We start from the raw sequence: 20,713 nt of genomic DNA on the forward strand, positions 1-20,713 counted from the left end.
CGGCCAGTTTACTGGTGTCTCGACGCGCTGCTCTTCTTTCTTCCCGATGAAACCTTTCTCTGCGGCGCTTTCTGCGCGTTGATCTTCTTTACTTTTTTCTGCGGAACCGCGATACTGATCTTGGGAACCGCTTTTACATAGTAGTAATACTCGTCATCCTCAAACTGTACATATTCGGTTCTGGAATAATCCAGACTGAATATACTGATCTGCAAAAGCAGCGCCAGCACCGCCGACAGGATCCCACCCACAATCACGCTGAGCAGCTTCGGAGACACCCCCAGGATCAGACTTCCGGTCAAAAGCACGATGGCGTCCGCCACAGCGCCCGCCACTACGGCAATGGTCCATGCATGATCCACGGACATTCTTCGAATCATGTATACAATCACTATCGTCAGGGTAAAGGCCACAACTGTCAGAATCATTTCTTTATTGTTCAGTACATTATCCAGAAGATAAGTAATCTTCTCGGTCACCGTACTGTTCTGGGCGCTGCTCAGCATGGCTGTATTCATGCCCAGATAGTGAAGCAGAAAATACACCACCGTACCACAGGCAACCGGAATCGCTGTCACCGGCGTGGAAACCAGTCCCATGGCAAGCGGAACAAAATACGGAATCTTGAACACGAAGGCCAATGGTGTCAGGATCAGCACATATCCGAACTTGGGCGCAGTGCTGAAAAAAAGCAGAAACATCACCGCGAATACCACAAGGGTAATTGCGAATACCTCCAGAGAAAGCGCGTAGGCATGCAGCAAAATCAGAATCGCCGCGAACACCGCCGTCACATTGACCGGCAGGAAGGAGCAAAGAAGCGCCAGCACCAGGGCTATCCCCGGGTTATCCAGCTTCTTCATAAAGCCCACATGACCGTTGATCAGCAGAAATGTCACCAGTGCCATGATAAACTTCAGCACCGGATATATATATATATCATATTTGCTTAAAAAAATCTTCAGTTTTTCTCTCATTTCCAGTAAGGTCTTCATTCTTCCTTCGCTCCTTCTGCCATACTTGTGCTGCCCGACGTCTCCGACTCATAAATGCCGGAAATACGCTTCAGAATGTGATTATATGCAGCCAGCTTCTTCCGGTTTTCCTGATACCGGTTATAATAAACCACATACTGGATCACCAGATAGATGCCCAGAAGCGCAAGATAGAGAAGCGCAAGCCCTTTTCCAAACGCGGCCAGATCCATCTTATGAAGGTTTGTCATCAGATATTCCATTTTATAAAAAGCCCAGAGACCCACGCACAGGCAGAATGCCACCGTGTAGGAAATCCACGCGCCGATGAGATGAATACTTAAGTAATCACCCTTGTAAAAACGGTTCATTTCCAGCGCTTTCTTTCCCTCGCCCGCCTCAAAGGAGGCCGCCTTTGTCATGAGTCTGATTTTTTCTTCATTTAACATAAATACCCCTTAACTTTTGCATACTCCTAATTGAATTCAGTATAGCATATTTAAAAGCCTCTTCCAATACAAATGCTTAAAAAATACACTTTTTCCACCCCCGCTGTCAGAAGGGCGGCTGCCGCCGCATCCAGGGTGCTGCCGGTGGTGTAGATATCGTCTATCAGTACCACTCTCTTTAATTTTACATCATTCCCACAGAGTTGAAAAGCATTTTTCAGATTCTCCCGTCTTGCGGAATCGTTTAATTCCTTCTGGGGACTGGTCTTCTTTACCCGTATGAGAAGCTTTTCTTCCACCGGAATTCCCAGCCTCTCTCCCATACGTTCTGCCACCAGCGCTGCCTGATTAAACCCGCGTTTCCGCATGCGGCTCTTATGGAGCGGCACCGGAATCAGGGCGTCCGGCTGCCAGGAACGAAGCATACGCCCATGGGCCCGCAGCAGCTCTTCTGCGTAAAAATCCGCATATTCCCTGCGGTTGTGATATTTAAACCGGCTGATGGACGCCCGCATGACTCTGTCATATAGGAAAACTGCCCTGCCCTTTTCATATCGATGCTTCCGCCGCAGACAGTCGGGGCAATATTCTGCCTCCTCTTTTGAAAGCGGCTTCCCACATTTCATACAGACCGGTTCGCGCACCGGCTGCAATACCGTCCGGCAGCTGTCACAGATAAGCTTTTCTGCCCCGCCGGTAATCTCATCACATATCGGACATCTGCGAGGATATATAAGATTTGATAGTTTCGCAAAGACCTGTGTAACGCTTCTGTTCCGTACCATTTTCAATCATTGCCTGGAAGGTGGCGGCGCTGCCCACCAGGGTCACACAGGATCTGGCACGGGTCACTGCCGTATATAAAAGGTTCCGGTTCATCAGGGGGCGGGGGCCGGAAAGCAATGGAATCACCACTGCCGGATACTCGCTTCCCTGAGACTTATGTACGGTAATGGCGTAAGCCAGCTCCAGTTCATCCAGCTGTTTAAACGGATAAGAAGCCATACGCCCTTCATCGAATTCTACGGTTACTTCCTCCGCAAAGGTATTGATGGCACGGACGATTCCCATATCGCCGTTGAATACGCCCACGCCCTTATCAATGGCAATGCCGTAGCGATTGCGGACCTCCCACTCCAGCTGGTAGTTGTTGCGGATCTGCATGACCTTGTCGCCCACCCGCAGGATGCCCTTTCCGGTTCCGCCGTCCTCCGCGGCGACGCCGTGTCCAAAGGGAATCTCCGCTTTGTCCTTATCCTCGGGATTCAGGTAACGCTGCAATACCCGGTTCAGATTGTCCACACCAAGCGCGCCCTTGCGCATGGGGGTCAGCACCTGGATATCCGAAATCTCCGCATTTACATAACGGGGCATCTTCTCCTGCACCAGAGCCAGCACCACCCGCAGAATGATGTTCGGATCCTGCCTTTGCAAAAAGAAGAAATCCCGGCTCTTATTATCCAGAGTTACCGGCTCGCCACGGTTGATCTTATGGGCATTTACAATGATATCGCTCTCCGCCGCCTGTCGGAAGATCTTAGTCAGGCGCACCACCGGAAAGGTCTCGGAACGGATCATATCCTGCAGAATACTGCCGGGTCCCACGCTGGGCAGTTGGTTCACGTCGCCCACCAGAATCAGTCTGGTTCCCGGTACCACCGCTTTTAGAAGCGCCTGCATCAGATGCAGATCCACCATAGACATCTCGTCAATGATGATCACATCCGCCTCCAGCGGATTCTCCTCATTGCGGGCGAACATGGCTCGGCCTCCAACGGCGCTCTCTGGCCCGCCGGACAGCTCCAGCATTCGGTGAATGGTCTGGGCCTGACAGCCGGTAGCCTCGGTCATCCGCTTGGCCGCGCGCCCGGTGGGCGCTGCCAGAAAGATGCTTAAGTTCTCCGCCTCGAAATAATGTATCATAGCGTTGATGGTCGTGGTTTTTCCGGTGCCGGGACCTCCGGTCAGAATCAGCAGACCGTTTCGCACTGCTTCCGCCACCGCCTCCCGCTGGTGCTCGTCCAGCGTGGTCTTCGTGGCCTTTTCTATCTTTGAAATCCGCGTGTCAATCACCGCGTCTGTCTCATCCATGGACAGATTCAGATGATACAGCATGGCTGCGATACTGAGCTCTGCGTAATAATAGGACGCCGCGTAGACAAAGGCCGTCTCCTGTCCCCGGCTGTCCGGCAGAGCTTTTCGTATAAGCTTCCGGTCGATGCTGAGATCCGACACATGGCGCTCCACGGATTCTGGCGGCACGCCCAGAAGCTCCACGGTCCGGTTCAGCAGCATCTGCTCCGGAATGCAGGTATGCCCCTCCGCCGACGCGTTCAGCAGTGTATACAGAATACCGCTGCGGATCCGGAAGTCTGAATCCTCCCGGATCCCGACGCGCTTTGCGATCTCATCCGCTGTTCGGAAGCCTACGCCCGCGATATCGTCCGCCAATCGGTACGGATTCTCCTTTATTATACGATAAATCTCCTGTCCGTACTGTTGGTAAATCTTCACAGCCAAATTCATGGAGATGCCATACTCCTGTAAAAAAACCATAGCGTCCCGAAGATCCCGTTTTTCTTCCATCTGCTCCGCGATCTCCCGGGCCTTCCGATCGCTGATACCTTTCACCTCAGACAGGCGCTCCGGCTCCCGTTCCATGATTTCGAAGGTCTTTGCGCCGAAGCGCCGCACAATCCGGGCCGCCAGCGCCGCACCCACGCCCTTTACGGCTCCGCTGGCCAGATAGCGTTCCATGGCCAGGGCGTCCTTTGGCGTCTTCACCTCAAAGCGTTCCGCCTTGAACTGCTGACCGTACATGGGATGCTCCGTATAGTCGCCCTCCAGCTCCACCAATTCTCCTTCGCCGATATAGGAAAAGACGCCGACAACCGTGATTTCATTCTCATCGGCCATCAGATTCAGCACCGAATATCCATTTTCCGCGTTTCGGTAGATAATATGTTCCACATACCCCTCAAGTTTCATACGTTTATACCTTTATGTATTTTTCGGAATCCTGCATTGCAGGATTCCCCGCCACTTCTCTGTTATATACAAATGGGCATGACAGATAAACCTCCGTCATGCCCCTCATTTGTAAAAGTATAATTTACTCGTCCCGGTTACCGGCCATGAACTCTACAAACTTACCGGTTCCGATGGCTACACACTTCATGGCGTCCTCTGCCGTCATGGTGTTAATGCCGGTTTTCTCCTCCAACAGTTCCTCTAAACCACGAAGCAGAGCGCCGCCGCCGGTCAGGACAATTCCTCTGTCCGCAATATCTGCTGCCAGCTCGGGCGGAGTCTTCTCCAGCACGCTGTGAACAGCCTCCACGATCTGCATGGTAGACTCACGAAGCGCTTCCTCACAATCCTCAGAGGTTACCTCTACGGACTTCGGAAGACCTGTCACCAGGTTACGTCCGCGGACGCTCATACGATCCACCTCCGCGCGGGGATAGCAGGTACCTACTTTGATCTTGATATCCTCTGCGGTACGCTCACCGATCAGAAGATTGTGCTTCTTACGCATATAACGGACGATAGCCTCGTCAAAGTCATCTCCCGCAATCTTCACGGAAGTGCTGACTACCGCGCCGCCCAGGGAGATAACAGCGATATCGCTGGTACCACCTCCGATATCTACGATCATATTACCGCAGGGACGGGAAATATCGATACCGGCTCCAATGGCTGCCGCGATGGGCTCCTCGATGATCATAACCTCACGGGCGCCTGCCTGATAGGTAGCGTCCTCTACAGCCTTCTTCTCTACCTCAGTTACACCGCTGGGTACACAGACTGCGATACGCGGTCTTCGAAAGGATCTCTTTCCTGTAGCCTTCTGGATGAAGTACTTCAGCATCTTCTCCGTTACGGTATAGTCAGAGATAACGCCCTGACGCAGCGGACGTACCGCTACAATATTGCCGGGGGTTCTTCCCAGCATCAGACGGGCTTCCTCGCCGATGGCGCGGATCTTATTGGTATCACGGTCAAATGCCACTACGGACGGCTCTTTTAATACGACGCCCTTTCCATTTATATATACAAGGATACTGGCTGTACCCAGGTCAATTCCGATATCTGTTCCTGCCATTTTACAGATTCCCCTTTCTCACATTTCCTTAATCTTCTATAATATCAGTCTTACACATTTTCAAGCTGTTATTCAGGCTTTGTGCAAACACCTATTTGCGTAACTTATATTATATACAAGGAATTCCAAAAAGAAAAGTGTTTTTTTTCGTCGCAGGAAAATTTAATGGTTTCTTAAGATCCTTGTAAGATCCCGTTTAGAAACAATGAGCCAGCCATTCGCACACCTGCTTTGCTTTTTCCCGCTGCTCCGGTGTAAATTCCGCTGTCTCATCATCCAGGTTCAGGTCCGCCATATCATACCGTTTCCCCTGTAACAGCTTCTCCAGCTTCGCCGGGAATTCCACGTCCAGCATATCGGAATAAATCTTAATTTCTTCCATGTGCATATTTTTCAGGCGCAGCCAGATCTCCACCTCACCCCAGTCGAAGCGCCTGCTGTAAGAGGTCTCACACTCAGGAGACTTGCCGAACTTCCAGTCCCAGGATGAATAAAGATTATAGATTTCCTGTACCTCAGCGTTTTCAAAGATAGCCGGGTTAAGCTCGGAAAAATCGCCGTAGGCTTCCACGAAGCTCTCCTTCAGGGCTGACCGCAGAGCGTCTGTGGTGATGTCCGGATTCAACGTCTTCAGGTTACATACCCGGGACTGTACAGACTTCACGCCCTTGGCCTTCATCTTCTCCTTGGACGGAGTCAGGTATCTGCCAAGCTGCGTCACATCCACATCCACCATCAGGGTTCCATGCTGAATATTGCAATGGGAATTCTTGGAAAACGCATTTCCGGAAAACTTGAACCCATCCTCGGTAATGATGTCGTTCCGTCCGGAAAACTGCGTTTCAATGCCGAATTTCCGGCAGGCTGCCTGAATCACCTTCAGCTGCTTTTCCAGATCATAGCGCTCCGGGGATGCCAGAAACGTAAAATTCAGATTGCCCAGATCATGGTACACGGCTCCACCTCCGGTAGTACGTCTGGCCAGAAAGCCTCCCTCCTCCTCCAGAAGCTGGGCCTTGCATTCCCGGATCGCGTTCTGATTCCGTCCGATGACCACCGTATGCTCGTTCTGCCAGAGATAAAGCACCACGTCGCCGGGCTCAATTTTGTCTGCCAGATATTTCTCCACGGCCAGATTTCTCCAGGGGTTCCAGGTGTAGGTCTGTACAAAATAATTATTCATGTCGCGTCTCCTCCTTGCAGGTCATTTCTCTGTTTCTTAATTTTTCTCTAATTTTCCATAGATTTCTTGACGTATTCCTTCTTATCCTATATGCTATCCCTTACAGATGATAAAGGAGTTTGTTATGAGTACGTCGTTAAATCAGCATTTCACGCCCTGGGCGCTTTTAAAATTCGCGTTTCCATCCATCATCATGATGATTTTCATGTCCCTCTACACCATTGTAGACGGCATTTATATTTCACGTTTTCTGGGAAGCAACGCCCTGTCTTCCCTCAATATCGTTTTTCCCGTAATCAATGTGGTCATTGCCATCGCCACCATGCTGGGCACCGGCGGCAACGCTATCATCAGTAAATATCTGGGAGAAGGCAGGGGCAGGGACGCCCGGGAATGCCTGACCCAGTTTACCGTCATCGGCCTGGCCGTCAGCCTGCTCCTTCTGGTGCTGACCCAGATCTTTCTGACACCCCTCTGCCGCATCCTAGGCTCCACAGACGTCCTGCTTGCGGACTGCAGGGCTTATCTGTCCGTGTCCCTGATGTTCGCGCCGGCCTGTATGCTTCAGACCCTGTTCCAGTCCTATCTGGTGACAGCCGGTATGCCTGCCCTGGGTCTTTTCCTGACTATCGGCGCCGGTATTCTGAACGCGGTTCTGGACTACGTTCTCATTCTGGTCTTCCCTATGGGAATCACAGGCGCTGCCTTGGCCACCGGTATCGGCCAGTCCGTTCCGGCCATCGCCGGGTTATTCTTTTTCCTGCTTTCCCGGAAGGGCCTTTATTTCACCCGTTTCCGTTTGCATGGGAAAGAACTTCTTATGGCCTGCTATAACGGTTCTTCCGAGATGGTCACCCAGCTTTCCAATGCAGTGATTACCTTTCTCTTCAACATTATCTTGCTGGATCTGGCCGGGGAAAACGGCGTAGCCGCCATCACGATTCTGCTCTATGGGCAGTTCTTATTTAACGGCTTTTATCTGGGCTTTTCCATCGGCATCAGTCCCATCGTGGGGTTCCAGTACGGCGCGCAGAACCGGAAGCAGCTTAGGAGCATCTATAAAACCTCGTTTCTCTTCGTGGCTGCGTCATCTGTCCTCATGACCCTGGCTGCCGTCGCCACCTCCACACTGCTGGTATCCATCTTCACCCATGACCCGGAAACCTTTGCCCTGGCTGACGCAGGCTTTCGGATTTTCGCCATTAATTTTCTGTTCAGCGGAATCAATATCACGTCCTCCGGCTTCTTTACCGCGTTGTCCAATGGAAGGGTATCCGCAATTATCTCATTCTTACGGACGCTGGTGTTTATCGTACTGTCCCTGCTGATTCTGCCCCGGTTTCTCGGGGTAACCGGAGCATGGCTTGCTATCCCGGTAGCAGAATTTCTGACTCTGGTGCTTACCCTCGGCATGCACCAAACCTATTTCAGAAAACCCGGAGAAAGAAATTATCTTCTGTAAATCGTCGTTTTTAAAAATAGGGCGTCCCTTTCTATGGGACGCCCTATTTTATTCTCTCTCTTAATCTTTTACTCGCCTTACCTCTGAATTAGACACCCAGCTTCAGCTTCCGCATTTCCTCTTCTGCTGTCATATTGGTTACCGGCTTATAATCCTTAAGCGGCATAATCTTCTCGTTGATGGCATCCAGGATCCACTCCTTCTGCGGGAAGAAGTACTTGTCGTACTCGAACGGAGGTGTAATCCAGTTCTGAGCTCCAACGATAGCGGGCGGTGCGTCCAGATAATCGAAAGCAAGTGTGGTGATGTTCTTTGCCACATCGTCCAGGAAGCTTCCTCTTGCGCATGCGTCTGAAGCCAGAACAACCTTGCCGGTCTTCTTTACAGATTCGAGAATCTTGGTGTAATCAAGCGGTACCAGGCTATGCAGATTGATAAGCTCTGCAGAGATACCGTATTTCTCTTTCAGTTCCTTCACTGCGTCATATGCACGGTACAGGGTAGCGCCTACAGTCAGAATTGTGATATCGGAACCTGTAGTGATAACGTCCACGTCACCCATGGTGATCTCGTACTCTTCCTTCGGAACACCGCCCTCATGGAACTTCTCTCCTACATCGTAGATTCTCTGGCTCTCAAAGAATACAACCGGGTCAGTTCCGTTCAGAGCTGCCTGCATCAGACCCTTTGCCTCATACGGGGTAGCCGGGAAGCAAACCTTCAGGCCCGGTACATGAGCGCACATTGCGGTCCAGTCCTGAGAATGCTGAGCGCCGTACTTGGAACCTACGGATACACGTAAGATAAGCGGCATCTTCAGGATTCCGGCACTCATAGCCTGCCATTTTGCCATCTGGTTGAAGATCTCGTCACCACAGCATCCGATAAAGTCGCCGTACATCAGCTCGATAACCGCACGGCCACCGCACATGGTATAGCCTACGCCGGTACCTACGATAGCGGACTCGGAAATCGGTGAGTTAAACAGTCTGGAGTAAGGAATCACATCGGTAAATCCTCTGTATACAGCAAATGCGCCGCCCCAGTCACGCACATCCTCGCCGTAAGCGATGAGTGTCGGATCTTCATAATATTTATTGAACATGGGCTCGAAGATAGCGTCACGGATATTGTAACGCTTCATGGAGCTTACTTCTGTACCATCAATGTAATGTGTACGAACCTTCTTCTGGATATCATTGTAACGCTTGCAGTTCTCCTTCGGTCCCATTACAGACGGCTCTCTGGTGGTATCCATGCTGCGCTGGTGTCCGTTGTTCAGCATCAGACGCTCTACGATAGCCGGATCCTTATCGAAGTCCAGATACGGAGAAGCCTCTTTGTCTGCTGCAAGGCGGCAGATGCGAGCCATTCTTTCCTTGGTCTTCGCCCAGATAGCATCGAACTCACTATCCTCAGCAATGCCTGCGTCTACGATAGCCTTGCGGAAGGTGATGATCGGATCCTGTGCCTTCCAAGCCTCGATCTCCTCTTTGGTACGGTATGCATTCTGGTCGGAGGTAGAATGTCCAAGCAGACGGTAGGTAACCACATCCAGGAATACCGGACCTTCGCCGCTCTTAACAAGCGGAAGCTTTCTTCTGTATGCGTCGATAACAGCCAGCGGGTTATAGCCGTCTACACGCTCTGCATGCAGCTGGCTCTCGGTTACGCCTGCACCCATACGTGCAAGCTCGCCGTAACCCATGGTCTCACCACAGGTCTGACCACCCATACCATAGGAGTTATTGTTGATGTTGAAGATCAGCGGCAGGCCGCCCTTTCTTCCCTCTTCCCACAGCGTACGGTACTGATCCATGGTAGCGAAGGAAAGTGCCTCCCATACGGGGCCGCGTCCCATGGAGCCGTCGCCCAGGTTGGCTACTACGACGCCGTCCTTGTCGTTACATTTCTTGAACAGGGATGCTCCTGTCGCGATGGTTGCGGAACCGCCTACCAATGCATTGTTCGGGTAGATACCAAAGGGCAGGAAGAACGCATGCATGGAGCCGCCCAGTCCCTTGTGAAAACCATTTTCACGGGCAAACAGCTCTGCCAGGGCGCCGTATACCAGGAACTCGATAGCCAGCTCTTTTACATCGCCGTCTGCTTTGCTGACAGTCTGAATGGCCTTCAGAGTCTTGCCGTCGAAGAAATTCTCCATGGTGTCCATCAGCTCTTTGTCATTCAGCTTCTGGATACAGGACAGACCTTTTGCCAGAATCTCACTGTGGCTTCTGTGGCTTCCGAAGGTGAAGTCCTCTTTGCCCAACAGATAAGCCTCGCCGACTGCGGCTGCCTCCTGTCCCAGGGACAGATGGGCCGGACCCGGATAAGTTGTCTCAACGTCCGCATATTTCGCCTGAGTCTTGATCTGGTTCAGCATATCCTCAAACTCACGGCAGATGCTCATATCGCGGTAGATACGGAGCAGATCTTCCTTGGTATAGTTGCCTTCCTCTACTTCTTCCTTTACGCTCTTTTTGTATACATTGATCGGGATGTCTTTAAATGTGATTTTTCCTTCCGCACGCATTTTGTCCGGATCTACATATAATGACTTTGGCATGTTTTTTCTCCTTTTTTAATTTGGTTAAGTTCTATATTATTCAGCACGGACGCAGTGCAAGCTCGATTCCGTGCTTCGCACTCCGTCTCGCTTGGGCTAAGCGCCCTATGCGTCTATGTGAATTCTGTTCAGGCCTTAGCAAGTAAACTTGCACGGCTTTCACAGAATTCACCTATCCGCGCACTGCTGAATAGTATCAAAATGGCAGTAGCCGAGGGCGGGGTTGGTGTCGCCCCCGGCTTGAAAGTTGGTTGGCTAAATAAAATTATTTCATCATCAGAAGTGAGAAGTTCTCAAGCGCACCGCACAGCTCTTTTACAAAGCGGGATGCCGGGGAGCCGTCGATGGCTCTGTGGTCGTAGGTCAGGCAAAGTCCCATAGCCTGATACGGCTTGATTTCTCCATTTACTTCCTTGATGCGGGTGGTGGTTCCGCACACGCCCAGGATACCTACCTGCGGCGGATTTACAATCGGGGTGAACATCTCCACGCCCAGGGAACCTACATTGGATACGGTGAAGGTGGCGCCGGAAAGCATATCCGGTGTAGCCTTGCCTTCCTGACAAAGCTTTGCGAGACGCTTTGCCTCTGTGCTTATCTCTGCCAGGCTCATCTGATCCGCATTGAAGATGGTCGGTACGAACAGTCCCTTCGGGGTATCTACTGCCATTCCCAGATGTACGTGATGATACTGACGGAGCATATTCTCCTGAGGCATGGTCGCGTTCAGATCCGGATGATGCAGAAGGATTCTGGATACCGCGAACAGTACCATATCATTCAAGGTAATGTTCGGCATGCCCATCGCTTCGCCGTTGGCCTTGATCTGCTTTCTCAGAGCCAGCAGTGCGGACGCGTCGAAGGAATGGTAATGGGTCAGCTGAGCCATGGTGCTTAAGGACTTCATCATGCCCTTCGCGGTGGCCTTTCTGACGCCGGAGAACTTCACATCTGTGTACTCTGCGTCGTCTGCTGCAGGTGCTGCCTTCGGAGCTTCTGCTGCTGTAACCGGAGCTGCAGGTGCTGCTGCAGCCGGAGCCGCTGCAGGTGCCGGCGCGTTTGCCGCATAGGTCTTCACATCTACTTCCATGACTCTTCCGTGAGCGCCGGTACCGGCTGCCGCTGTAGCGTCTACACCAAGCTCTGCAGCTGCCTTTCTGGCTCTCGGAGATACCTTAGCGTCCGGGTTAGCCGGGCCGCTTGCTGCCGGCGCTGCTGCCGGTGCGGGTGCTGCTGCCGGGACCGGAGCCGCTGCCGGGGCCGGAGCCGCTGCGGGCGCTGCCGCCGGTGCGGTGCCTTCTTTCAGACCTTCGATGCTGTCGCCCGGCTGTCCGATCGCGCAGACATTTACCAGTACAGGTACTTCGTCTCCGTCGCCGTAGAAAATCTTAAGCAGAGTTCCTGCCGCAGTGGACTCGCACTCAAAGGATGCTTTATCTGTCTCATATGTAAAGAGAACATCGCCTACATTGACCTGGTCTCCTTCTTTCTTCAGCCACTCGGTAATCACGCACTCTTCTACAGTGATTCCTGCCTTCGGCATCAGGACGCCCGTTGCCATATGCGCGCCGCCTGCGGGTGCTGCCGCCGGTGCAGGTGCTGCTGTCGGGACCGGAGCCGCTGCGGGCGCTGCCGCCGGTGCGGTGCCTTCCTTCAGACCCTCGATGCTGTCACCCGGCTGTCCGATTGCACAGACATTAACCAGTACCGGTACCTCATCGCCATCCTGATAGAAGATTTTCAGAAGCTGTCCTGCTGCTGTGGACTCACACTCGAAGGACGCCTTATCTGTCTCATATGTAAAGAGAACATCGCCTACATTGACCTGATCTTCCTCTTTCTTCAGCCACTCGGTAATCACGCACTCCTCTACAGTGATTCCTGCCTTCGGCATCAGGACGCCCTGTGCCATGTGGGCTCCGCCTGCGGGTGCTGCCGCCGGTGCAGGTGCTGCCGCGGGTGCGGGTGCTGCTGCCGGTGCGGCTTCTGCTGCCGGTGCGGATCCGCCTTCTTTAATTCCGGAAATATCGTCTCCCGGCTGTCCGATAGCACAGACATTGACCAGTACCGGTACCTCATCTCCATCCTGGTAGAAGATCTCCAGTAATTCTCCTTCTGCTGTGGACTCGCACTCAAAAGAAGCCTTGTCCGTCTCATAAGTGAAGAGAACGTCGCCTACATTTACGTGGTCGCCCTTCTTCTTCAGCCATTCCGTAATCACACATTCCTCTACGGTGATTCCCGCCTTTGGCATCAATACGCCTACTGCCATGTTTTTACCCTCCATTATAATTCCTATATAGTTCCATTTTATTGCTCACATTTTCAGGATTCTGTCTACAGAATCTGGGTTCCGCACTTTCCTGCCCGTTCCCTTATGGATGCCGGAAGCTCCCCATCCGTAATGATATAATTCACATCTTCCACATTTCCAAAGGTATAGGGGAGAATCTTTCCACACTTGGAGCTGTCCATCAGGATTACCTTCTTTCCGGCCCGCTCCACCATGAGCCGCTTGACCAGCATCTCATCCTCTTTGCCACAGGTGAAGCCGCCTTCGTCCGTATAACCGGATACTCCGATAAAGGCCAGCGCGATATTGATTCCGCTCAGCATCTGCAAAGTACTTTGCCCTGAGACTGCCTGATTCAGCCGGTTCAGCGTTCCACAGCACATATGAATCGTCGGTGCGGACAGCCTGGACAATTCAATGGCTACATTGGGGGCCGTCGTAAAAATGTTCAGATCCATGTCCGGTAGCATCTGTGCCAGGGCAATGCTTGAGGTTCCCGCGTCCATAAAAATGGCGCTTCCCGGTTCAATCAGCTTCAATGCTTTCTTCGCCATCTCGCGCTTCGCTTTCATATTGGTCTGCATCCGCGCCTCCAGCTTAGCCTCCGTAGGACTGGAACCCTGCGTCACGGCTATGGCTCCTCCCCGGGTTCGGGTTATCACACCCTCCCGCTCCAGCTTCTCCAGATCACGGTGAATGGTCATCAGACTAACCTCCGGAAAAAGAGCCCCCAACTCTTTTACGGTAACAGCGCCCTTCTCCTGGATATATTTTCCTATGGTCTCTTTTCTAAGCAGATTCATATTGATACATCCTCTTGTTAAGATTTGTTATATTACTCCCGTTCCGTATAACACATCATAACATTTTATAACATTTAAGTCAACGTATTTTTCACATTTTTCTGGGACTTGATTTTACACTCCTGTCGTGTTATACTGTCACACGTTGCAATGCCCGCTAAAACCAAGGTCGTACAGGGCTTGCCAGGCGGTCACCGCCTATAAATGTGCCGAGTGTTCGTGACCTTCCACTCGTAAAACAAAACTAAAGGAGAACTGAATATGAAAACAAACAAAGTGCAGTTTATGACCCAAGCAGCTATGATCGCTGCTATCTATGTAGTACTCTGCGTGGTGTTCCAGCCCATCAGCTACGGCCCCATCCAGACGCGTATCGCCGAGGCGCTGACGGTTCTGCCGTTCTTTACGCCGGCTGCGATTCCCGGTCTCTTCGTGGGCTGTCTCATCGCAAATGTGCTGGGCGGCGGTATTATTCTGGACGTTATCGCCGGAAGCGTGGCGACCCTTATCGCCGCATTTGCCACTTACGCCCTTCGGAACAAGAGTAAGTATCTGGCTTCTGTTCCGCCGGTGGCAGCCAACGCGCTTATCATTCCCTGGGTTCTGAAATACGGCTACGGCGAGCCTCTCCCGATTCCCTTTATGATGGGAACGGTGGCTCTCGGCGAGATTCTGACTGCCACCATCATCGGCACGATTCTGCTGCTGGTGCTGGATCGTTACCGGAGTTCTATTTTCAAGACTGCTTTATAACGCAGAATTACTTATCTGTATAAAACAACTCCATATTGAAAACACCTTAAAGAAAGCTTCCGGCAGTGGAGCTTTCTTTTTTGTATTGCAGTTTTGCCGTTTCGAAGCGTTGAAGCGTCGCATTGACGCACCGCTGCATTCTCTGCTATGATAAGTCACGAATTTATTTTTAATAGCAAGAGGGAGATTTACTATGGAGAAACGTGAAAAATTCTCATCCCGGCTGGGCTTTATCCTGATTTCAGCCGGCTGCGCCATCGGCCTGGGCAATGTATGGCGCTTTCCTTATATCACCGGTAAATACGGCGGAGCCGCTTTCGTGCTGATTTACCTGGTATTCCTTGTTATCTTAGGCATGCCGATTATGGCCATGGAGTTCGCGGTGGGCCGCGCAAGCCGCAAGTCCGCAGCCCGGAGCTTCCATGTACTGGAGCCGAAGGGCACTAAATGGCACATCGAAGGCTATATCGCCATGGCGGGCAATTACCTGCTGATGATGTTCTACACCACCGTGGGTGGCTGGATGATTTCCTATATTTTTAAGATAGCCTCCGGCTCCTTCCATGGTCTCACACCGGACGAGGTGGGCGATGTCTTCAACGGTATGCTGGCTTCCCCGGGTTCCATGACCTTCTGGATGATCGTGGCTGTGCTTCTGGCTTTCGGTATCTGCAGCATGGGCCTGCAGAACGGTGTGGAGCGTATCACAAAAGTCATGATGTCCTTCCTGCTGGTAATCCTGGTGGTTCTCTGCATCCGAAGCGTCACATTGCCGGGCGCAGGTGCAGGCCTTCGTTTCTACCTGATTCCGGATTTCAGCAGGATTGTGGAAAATGGCATCGGCGAGGTGATCTTTGCTGCCATGGGGCAGGCATTCTTCACCTTAAGTCTTGGTATTGGCGCTATGGCTATCTTCGGAAGCTATATCAGCCGCGACCGTACGTTAATGGGAGAATCTGTAAATATCTGCATTCTGGACACTGTCGTTGCGCTGATGGCCGGACTGGTTATCTTCCCGGCTTGCTTTGCTTTTGGTGTAGACCCGGGTGAGGGACCGGGACTGGTTTTCGTCACCCTGCCAAATATCTTCAACCAGATGGCAGGCGGCCGCCTCTGGGGAACCCTGTTCTTCGTATTTATGAGCTTCGCAGCCCTGTCCACCATCATTGCCGTATTTGAAAATATCATCAGCTTCGGCATTGACCTCTGGGGCTGGACCCGTAAGAAATCTGTCCTTGTAAACCTGATTCTGATTCTGGTTCTCTCCATGCCCTGCGTACTGGGCTTCAATGTATGGAGCGGCATCGCGCCCCTGGGCGCCGGAAGCACCATCCAGGATCTGGAGGACTTCATCGTCTCCAACAATCTGCTTCCCCTGGGCAGCCTTATGTATCTTTTATTCTGTACCAGCCGCTACGGCTGGGGCTGGGATAGGTTCATCGCCGAGGCAGACGCCGGCAAGGGCATCAATTTTCCGCAGTGGGCGCGGTTCTATGTAAGCTACATTCTTCCGCTGATTGTACTGTTCATCTTTGTGATGGGATACTGGCAGAAGTTCGCAGCGTAAATATTATTTATGTAATAGGGGATTCCATCGAAATTTCCTATTACATAAAATAAAAGTCCAGACAGGCCATGTGTAAACCTGTCTGGACTTTTATTTTATGCTTCTTTCTTCTCTTCGTGATACTCTTTCTCCGTATTTACGCTCCAGATATTCTTCTTGTCTTTTCTGCCGCTCAGGATGTTGTCCACGGTCTCGAAGGAAGTGGCCATGGAGTGATCCATGTTATTGTAGCGGTGCTGACCGTTACGACCTACGCAGTAGAGGTTCTCGAAGGTGTCCAGATACTTGATCAGGTCATCCATATGATCGTAGGTATCGAAGTATGCCGGATATGCCTTCTTTACACGCTCTCTGTGGGAATCCAGCACGTCCTTCTCGCTGGTGATAACGCCCATCTTTACCAGCTCGGAGATACCGAACTGTACCCACTCCTCTTCGCTCATGTTCCAGTACTTGTCGCCTTCGCTGCAGAAGTACTCCAGACCAATCCATACCTTATGATCCGGATCGGATACCAGATACGGGGACCAGTTATTGAATACCTGGATACGACCCAGCTTTACACCCACATCCTGAACATAAATCCAGCAGTCCGGAACGATATTGTTCAGGGTCTTCAGCTTGGTCTCGTTCTTCAGGTTCAGCTTGTCCACCAGAAGTCCTACAGTCACGAAATCACGGTAGGGCAGTCCCGCCGCAATCTTGCTCATATCTTCCGGCACGTCGTTCATGCCGCCTACCAGATCCTTCACCGGCATGGAGGAAATAAATACGTCACCCTCGATAGTGTACTCCTCTCCGTTCTGTACATAAGACAGGCTCTGCACGCGGCCATCTGCGGTGTGCAGTCTGGTCACCTTGCAGCCCTTGCGGATCTCGCCGCCCATCTTCTCTACCTCGGCTGCCGCGGTCTCCCACAGCTGGCCCGGGCCGTACTTCGGATAATTGAACTCCTCAATCAGAGAAGTCTGTACCTGATGCTTGTCCTGCTTCTGAGGCAGCAGCTTCTGGAAATTATCCTTCAGAATGCCCATGATAGACAAGCCCTTGGTACGCTGCGCACCCCAGGAAGCATCGATCTCGCTGGGATGACGTCCCCACAGCTTCTCAGTGTAACCCTCGAAAAACATGGAATACAGCTTCTTACCGAAGCAGTTGATATAGAAATTCTCCAGAGAGTCCTCCGGCTTCTTGGCTACGGCTGCCTTCAGGTAACTGAAGCCTGCTACCATGGTAGTGGCAAAGCCCATGTTCTTAATGGTCCGCGCGTTCATCTTAACCGGATAATCGAAGAACTTCTTCTGATAATAAATGCGGGATACACGGTTACGTGTCAGCATAACCCGGTCTTCCTTCTCCGGATCCGGTCCGCCCGCCTTCAGCGGAATCGTACGTCCCAGCACCTTATCGTCGTAGGACGGCGCGCCCTGCTGCGGCATAATCTCGTCCCACCACGCGGTTACACGGTCATCCTTGGAAAAGAAACGATGGCCGCCGATATCCATACGGTTACCGTTGTAACGCACTGTTCGCGAGATACCGCCGATCTCCTGGCTCTCCTCAAGAATCAGCACCTCGTACTCGTCAGATTTCTTCAATAATTCATATGCAGCCGTCACACCTGCCGGTCCGGCTCCTATAATCACTGCTTTCTTCATGTAAAGCTCCTTTTTCTTCCCGTTTATTCTCCATGGGCAGATCAGCCCATATTTCTTATATTGTACACGATCTGTCCGTATCCGTCAATCGTATCAATTTCTGAAAATTATATTAGCTGATTTTAGGCATTTCTACTCTTGAACCCGATTTTTCCCGATGCTATACTGGTACCATAAAAATGAGATTTCAAAACGCAGGAGAAAGGCAGGAGAACAGGCCATGTACTATTTTATTGTGAATCCCGGTTCCCGTTCCGGCAATGGAAAATACGTATGGCAGAAGGCGGAACGCATACTGGATCAGGAGGATGTGGAATACCGGGTATATTTCACCGCCTACCGGACTCATGCTACCGAACTGGCTGCTGAAATCACTGCGCGGACGGAACGCCTGACACTGATTGCCGTGGGCGGAGACGGAACAGTCAACGAAGTAATAAATGGCATCCGGGATTTTTCCCGTGTAACCCTCGGCTACATCCCCACCGGTTCCAGCAATGATTTTGCCCGGTGTATGGGGCTGCCAACCGACACCGAAGCTGCGGTTCAGAATATCCTGCATCCCACACACTTCGACAAGATCGACCTGGGGCTGATGGAGCTTGGCGGACAGAAGCGCTATTTTGCCGTAAGCTGCGGCTGTGGCTTTGACGCTGCAGTCTGTCATGAGGCGCTGCATTCCCGGATAAAAAATCTCCTGAACAGACTGCATCTGGGAAAGCTTACCTACGTCGGCATCGCGCTGAAGCAGTTGGTTTTATGTAAACCAGGTTCCGCCACCATAACTCTGAGCAACGGAAAGTCGAAAACTTATTCGAAGGCCTATTTCGTATCCGGCATGAACTGCCACTGCGAGGGCGGCGGACTGAAGCTGGCTCCTCATGCGGATATCCACGACGGATTTCTTGATATCTTTGTGGTCAACCGTCTCGGAAAGCTTCTGATCGCCCTGATGCTTCCGACTGCTTATGCGGGTTTCCACACTATTTTCCCGGGCGTCCATATCTTCCGGGCCAGGAGCGCGGAAGTGGCTGTCACCGGCACGCTGCCGCTCCATACGGACGGCGAAACCTGCCTTATGGAAGACACTGTAAAAATGGCCTGCTGCCCCCAGATCCTGACCTTGATTGCAGCCGGAAAGAACGCATAATTCTGATTTTATTTACATAACATTACTTTGCGGAACGCTTTTGTATATTATGGAAAATGTCCTGTAAAATGTGATTTTTTTCTTAAAAAATTATGAACCTGATTGAACCGGAAATAGCTTTGTGCTATACTGCGATTCAGAAATGAACAGCCCCGTTTTTCACAGGGTTTCTGATAAATTTTATTGTTCATAGAAGGAGGTTGACAGCATGAAAGCATTTTTCCAGAAATATAAGCACGCCTGGGTTCTGCTTTACGGCTTTATCTATCTGCCCTGGTTTTTCTGGCTGGAAAGCCGGGCCAACCAGCCCTACCATGTGATTCATGTATGGCTGGACGATAAGATTCCTTTCGTGGAATATTTCATTGTGCCCTATCTGCTGTGGTTTGTATACATTGCCGCCGTATTCCTGTATCTGTTCTTCAAGGGAACGAAAAAAGAGTTTTACCGCTACTGTTTCTTCCTGTTTACCGGAATGACACTGTTTCTGGTAATCTCCACCATCTATCCGAACGGACACCTGCTGCGGCCCACCGAGCTTCCACGGCACAATATCTTCACCTTTGCGGTGCAGATTCTGTACCAGGCGGATACCCCGACGAACATTTTCCCGAGTATCCATGTATTCAATTCCATTGCAGCCCACCGGGCTGTGGTGAATAACCCGAAGCTTGGCCGCAATCGCCTGATTTACGGCGGCTCCTTGGTACTCATGCTTTCCATTATCCTGGCTACCATGTTCCTGAAGCAGCACTCGGCCCTGGACGTGATGGCGGGTATCGTGCTGGGCACCCTGATGGATCAGATCGTGTACCGCATGGAGTTCTCGTTCTCCAGGGAACGGATTTCCAAGCGCAGAAGACAGACGGTTATCTGAGAAAGAAGTTTGTGAAAACAAGCCCGGCTGGCAAATCAGCGTTTTCTGATTTGCCAGCCGGAGTTTTGTTCTCTATTCTAATTCAGCACCATTTGTCTCAATCACTTTTTTATACCAGTAGAAGGAATCCTTTCGATAGCGCTTAAAGGTACCATTACCTTCGTCGTCTGCGTCCACATATACGAAGCCATAGCGTTTCTTCATCTCTCCGGTGGATACGCTGACCAGATCGATCCAGCCCCAGGCGGTGTAGCCGATCAGCTCTACACCATCGTCGATGGCTTTTTCCATTTCCCTGATATGATCACGGATGTAAGCGATTCTGTAAGGATCGTGAACCGTTCCATCAGAATTCAATCAATTTCAACCTGTGAAAAATCTCAGCCAGCCTGCGGTTGCGCGGCTGTGATATTCCATTTCGTATATCCTCTGCAGATAACCCAGGTAGCAAGCCTCCGATAGAAATGAACTCCATGCAAGAATCATTGACATTGATAATGATACTACCGCTGTAGCCGTAATCACGATGAACCAGCGCATTCAGCAAAGCTTCCCGCAAGGCGGCTTCCGGATAATTCTGCTGTTCCACTCTCTCCAGTCCCTTGAATGTGGCAGTTGTGCGATTACAGAGCGTCAGATAAGAGAAACTATCCTCCAACTGCTTAAAAATGGAACCGTCAAACTCTTTTGCGTCCTTAAAGGTCAGTTCCTGTACCAGGGCACGCATTTTCTCAAATACATCCCCATCCGTATTCGCAAATGCAACAACCTCTTTAATACCCATTTTTTCACTTTTTTCAATTACTATATGTGAAAATTCACTCATATTCACTTTCCATCATGAAAAAACGTCCCCGTTTCCTGTGCCCA

16 protein-coding genes and 1 pseudogene are annotated in these 20,713 nt (G+C 51.3%); 5 read left to right on the top strand and 12 right to left on the bottom strand.

From position 1 onward, the window contains the following. Nucleotides 1-8: 8 nt before the first annotated feature. The 6 genes from ACTRC3_RS01880 to ACTRC3_RS01905 all read right to left on the bottom strand — a co-directional run bounded on the left by ACTRC3_RS01880 (nucleotide 9) and on the right by ACTRC3_RS01905 (nucleotide 6,711). Complete coding sequence (locus ACTRC3_RS01880) at nucleotides 9-995, bottom strand: hypothetical protein (protein ID WP_349163801.1); 987 nt, start codon at nucleotides 993-995, stop codon at nucleotides 9-11. Next, complete coding sequence (locus ACTRC3_RS01885; RefSeq protein WP_440321109.1) at nucleotides 992-1,423, bottom strand: hypothetical protein; 432 nt, start codon at nucleotides 1,421-1,423, stop codon at nucleotides 992-994. Before ACTRC3_RS01885 ends, ACTRC3_RS01880 begins: the two co-directional genes overlap by 4 nt. Nucleotides 1,424-1,473: 50 nt before the next feature. Beyond that, a complete protein-coding gene (locus ACTRC3_RS01890; RefSeq protein WP_440321110.1) occupies nucleotides 1,474-2,208 on the bottom strand; it encodes a double zinc ribbon domain-containing protein in 735 nt (244 codons plus the stop codon). After that, on the bottom strand, nucleotides 2,129-4,411 hold the full coding sequence (recD2, locus tag ACTRC3_RS01895; protein ID WP_440321112.1) for an SF1B family DNA helicase RecD2: 2,283 nt from the start codon (nucleotides 4,409-4,411) through the stop codon (nucleotides 2,129-2,131). The genes ACTRC3_RS01890 and recD2 overlap by 80 nt, the downstream gene beginning before the upstream one ends. Before the next feature lie 124 nt (nucleotides 4,412-4,535). After that, nucleotides 4,536-5,528: a rod shape-determining protein MreB gene (locus ACTRC3_RS01900; RefSeq protein WP_178038733.1), complete on the bottom strand. Its 993-nt coding sequence runs from the start codon at nucleotides 5,526-5,528 to the stop codon at nucleotides 4,536-4,538. A 196-nt stretch (nucleotides 5,529-5,724) separates the two neighbouring features. Then, on the bottom strand, nucleotides 5,725-6,711 hold the full coding sequence (locus ACTRC3_RS01905) for a lipoate--protein ligase (RefSeq protein ID WP_440321115.1): 987 nt from the start codon (nucleotides 6,709-6,711) through the stop codon (nucleotides 5,725-5,727). Between the two features lie 124 nt (nucleotides 6,712-6,835). Between ACTRC3_RS01905 and ACTRC3_RS01910 the strand changes: the two genes are divergently transcribed. After that, nucleotides 6,836-8,173, top strand: coding sequence for an MATE family efflux transporter (locus ACTRC3_RS01910; protein ID WP_440321117.1), 1,338 nt, complete (start codon nucleotides 6,836-6,838; stop codon nucleotides 8,171-8,173). An 88-nt stretch (nucleotides 8,174-8,261) separates the two neighbouring features. On the opposite strand, the gene ACTRC3_RS01915 is transcribed toward ACTRC3_RS01910, so the two are convergent. The 3 genes from ACTRC3_RS01915 to ACTRC3_RS01925 form a co-directional block, all read right to left on the bottom strand. Continuing rightward, nucleotides 8,262-10,742 carry an alpha-ketoacid dehydrogenase subunit alpha/beta gene (locus ACTRC3_RS01915; RefSeq protein WP_349163808.1) on the bottom strand — a complete coding sequence of 827 codons (2,481 nt, stop codon included), beginning with the start codon at nucleotides 10,740-10,742 and terminating at the stop codon, nucleotides 8,262-8,264. 265 nt (nucleotides 10,743-11,007) lie between these two features. After that, entirely contained in the window at nucleotides 11,008-13,014 is a 2,007-nt protein-coding gene (locus ACTRC3_RS01920; protein WP_440321119.1) for a 2-oxo acid dehydrogenase subunit E2, read from the bottom strand. A gap of 65 nt (nucleotides 13,015-13,079) precedes the next feature. Further along, nucleotides 13,080-13,838: a DeoR/GlpR family DNA-binding transcription regulator gene (locus ACTRC3_RS01925; RefSeq protein WP_440321121.1), complete on the bottom strand. Its 759-nt coding sequence runs from the start codon at nucleotides 13,836-13,838 to the stop codon at nucleotides 13,080-13,082. Nucleotides 13,839-14,099: 261 nt separating this feature from the next. Here ACTRC3_RS01925 and ACTRC3_RS01930 point away from each other — a divergent pair, with 261 nt between their 5' ends. Beyond that, entirely contained in the window at nucleotides 14,100-14,591 is a 492-nt protein-coding gene (locus ACTRC3_RS01930; protein ID WP_178039227.1) for a QueT transporter family protein, read from the top strand. A 193-nt stretch (nucleotides 14,592-14,784) separates the two neighbouring features. Next, nucleotides 14,785-16,158, top strand: a complete 1,374-nt coding sequence (locus ACTRC3_RS01935; protein WP_440321125.1) for a sodium-dependent transporter — start codon at nucleotides 14,785-14,787, stop codon at nucleotides 16,156-16,158. A gap of 95 nt (nucleotides 16,159-16,253) precedes the next feature. Here ACTRC3_RS01935 and ACTRC3_RS01940 read toward each other — a convergent pair whose 3' ends face one another. Beyond that, nucleotides 16,254-17,816: an NAD(P)/FAD-dependent oxidoreductase gene (locus ACTRC3_RS01940; RefSeq protein ID WP_440321127.1), complete on the bottom strand. Its 1,563-nt coding sequence runs from the start codon at nucleotides 17,814-17,816 to the stop codon at nucleotides 16,254-16,256. 220 nt (nucleotides 17,817-18,036) lie between these two features. On the opposite strand from ACTRC3_RS01940, the gene ACTRC3_RS01945 reads away from it, so the two are divergent. Both ACTRC3_RS01945 and ACTRC3_RS01950 read left to right on the top strand, forming a co-directional pair. After that, nucleotides 18,037-18,966 carry a diacylglycerol/lipid kinase family protein gene (locus tag ACTRC3_RS01945; protein WP_440321129.1) on the top strand — a complete coding sequence of 310 codons (930 nt, stop codon included), beginning with the start codon at nucleotides 18,037-18,039 and terminating at the stop codon, nucleotides 18,964-18,966. 208 nt (nucleotides 18,967-19,174) lie between these two features. Then, nucleotides 19,175-19,843 (top strand): phosphatase PAP2 family protein, encoded by a 669-nt coding sequence (locus ACTRC3_RS01950; RefSeq protein ID WP_440321131.1) that lies wholly within the window; start codon nucleotides 19,175-19,177, stop codon nucleotides 19,841-19,843. Between the two features lie 72 nt (nucleotides 19,844-19,915). On the opposite strand, the pseudogene ACTRC3_RS01955 reads toward ACTRC3_RS01950, so the two are convergent. Both ACTRC3_RS01955 and ACTRC3_RS01960 read right to left on the bottom strand, forming a co-directional pair. After that, a pseudogene (locus tag ACTRC3_RS01955) lies at nucleotides 19,916-20,191 on the bottom strand (family 1 glycosylhydrolase); the annotation flags it as partial. After that, nucleotides 20,190-20,669, bottom strand: coding sequence for an ATP-binding protein (locus ACTRC3_RS01960; protein WP_440321133.1), 480 nt, complete (start codon nucleotides 20,667-20,669; stop codon nucleotides 20,190-20,192). The pseudogene ACTRC3_RS01955 and the gene ACTRC3_RS01960, both read right to left, overlap by 2 nt. Nucleotides 20,670-20,713: the final 44 nt, after the last annotated feature.

It is taken from the genome of Laedolimicola sp., assembly GCF_051972735.1.
In the GTDB taxonomy this organism is placed as follows: Bacteria; Bacillota; Clostridia; order Lachnospirales; family Lachnospiraceae; genus Laedolimicola; species Laedolimicola intestinihominis.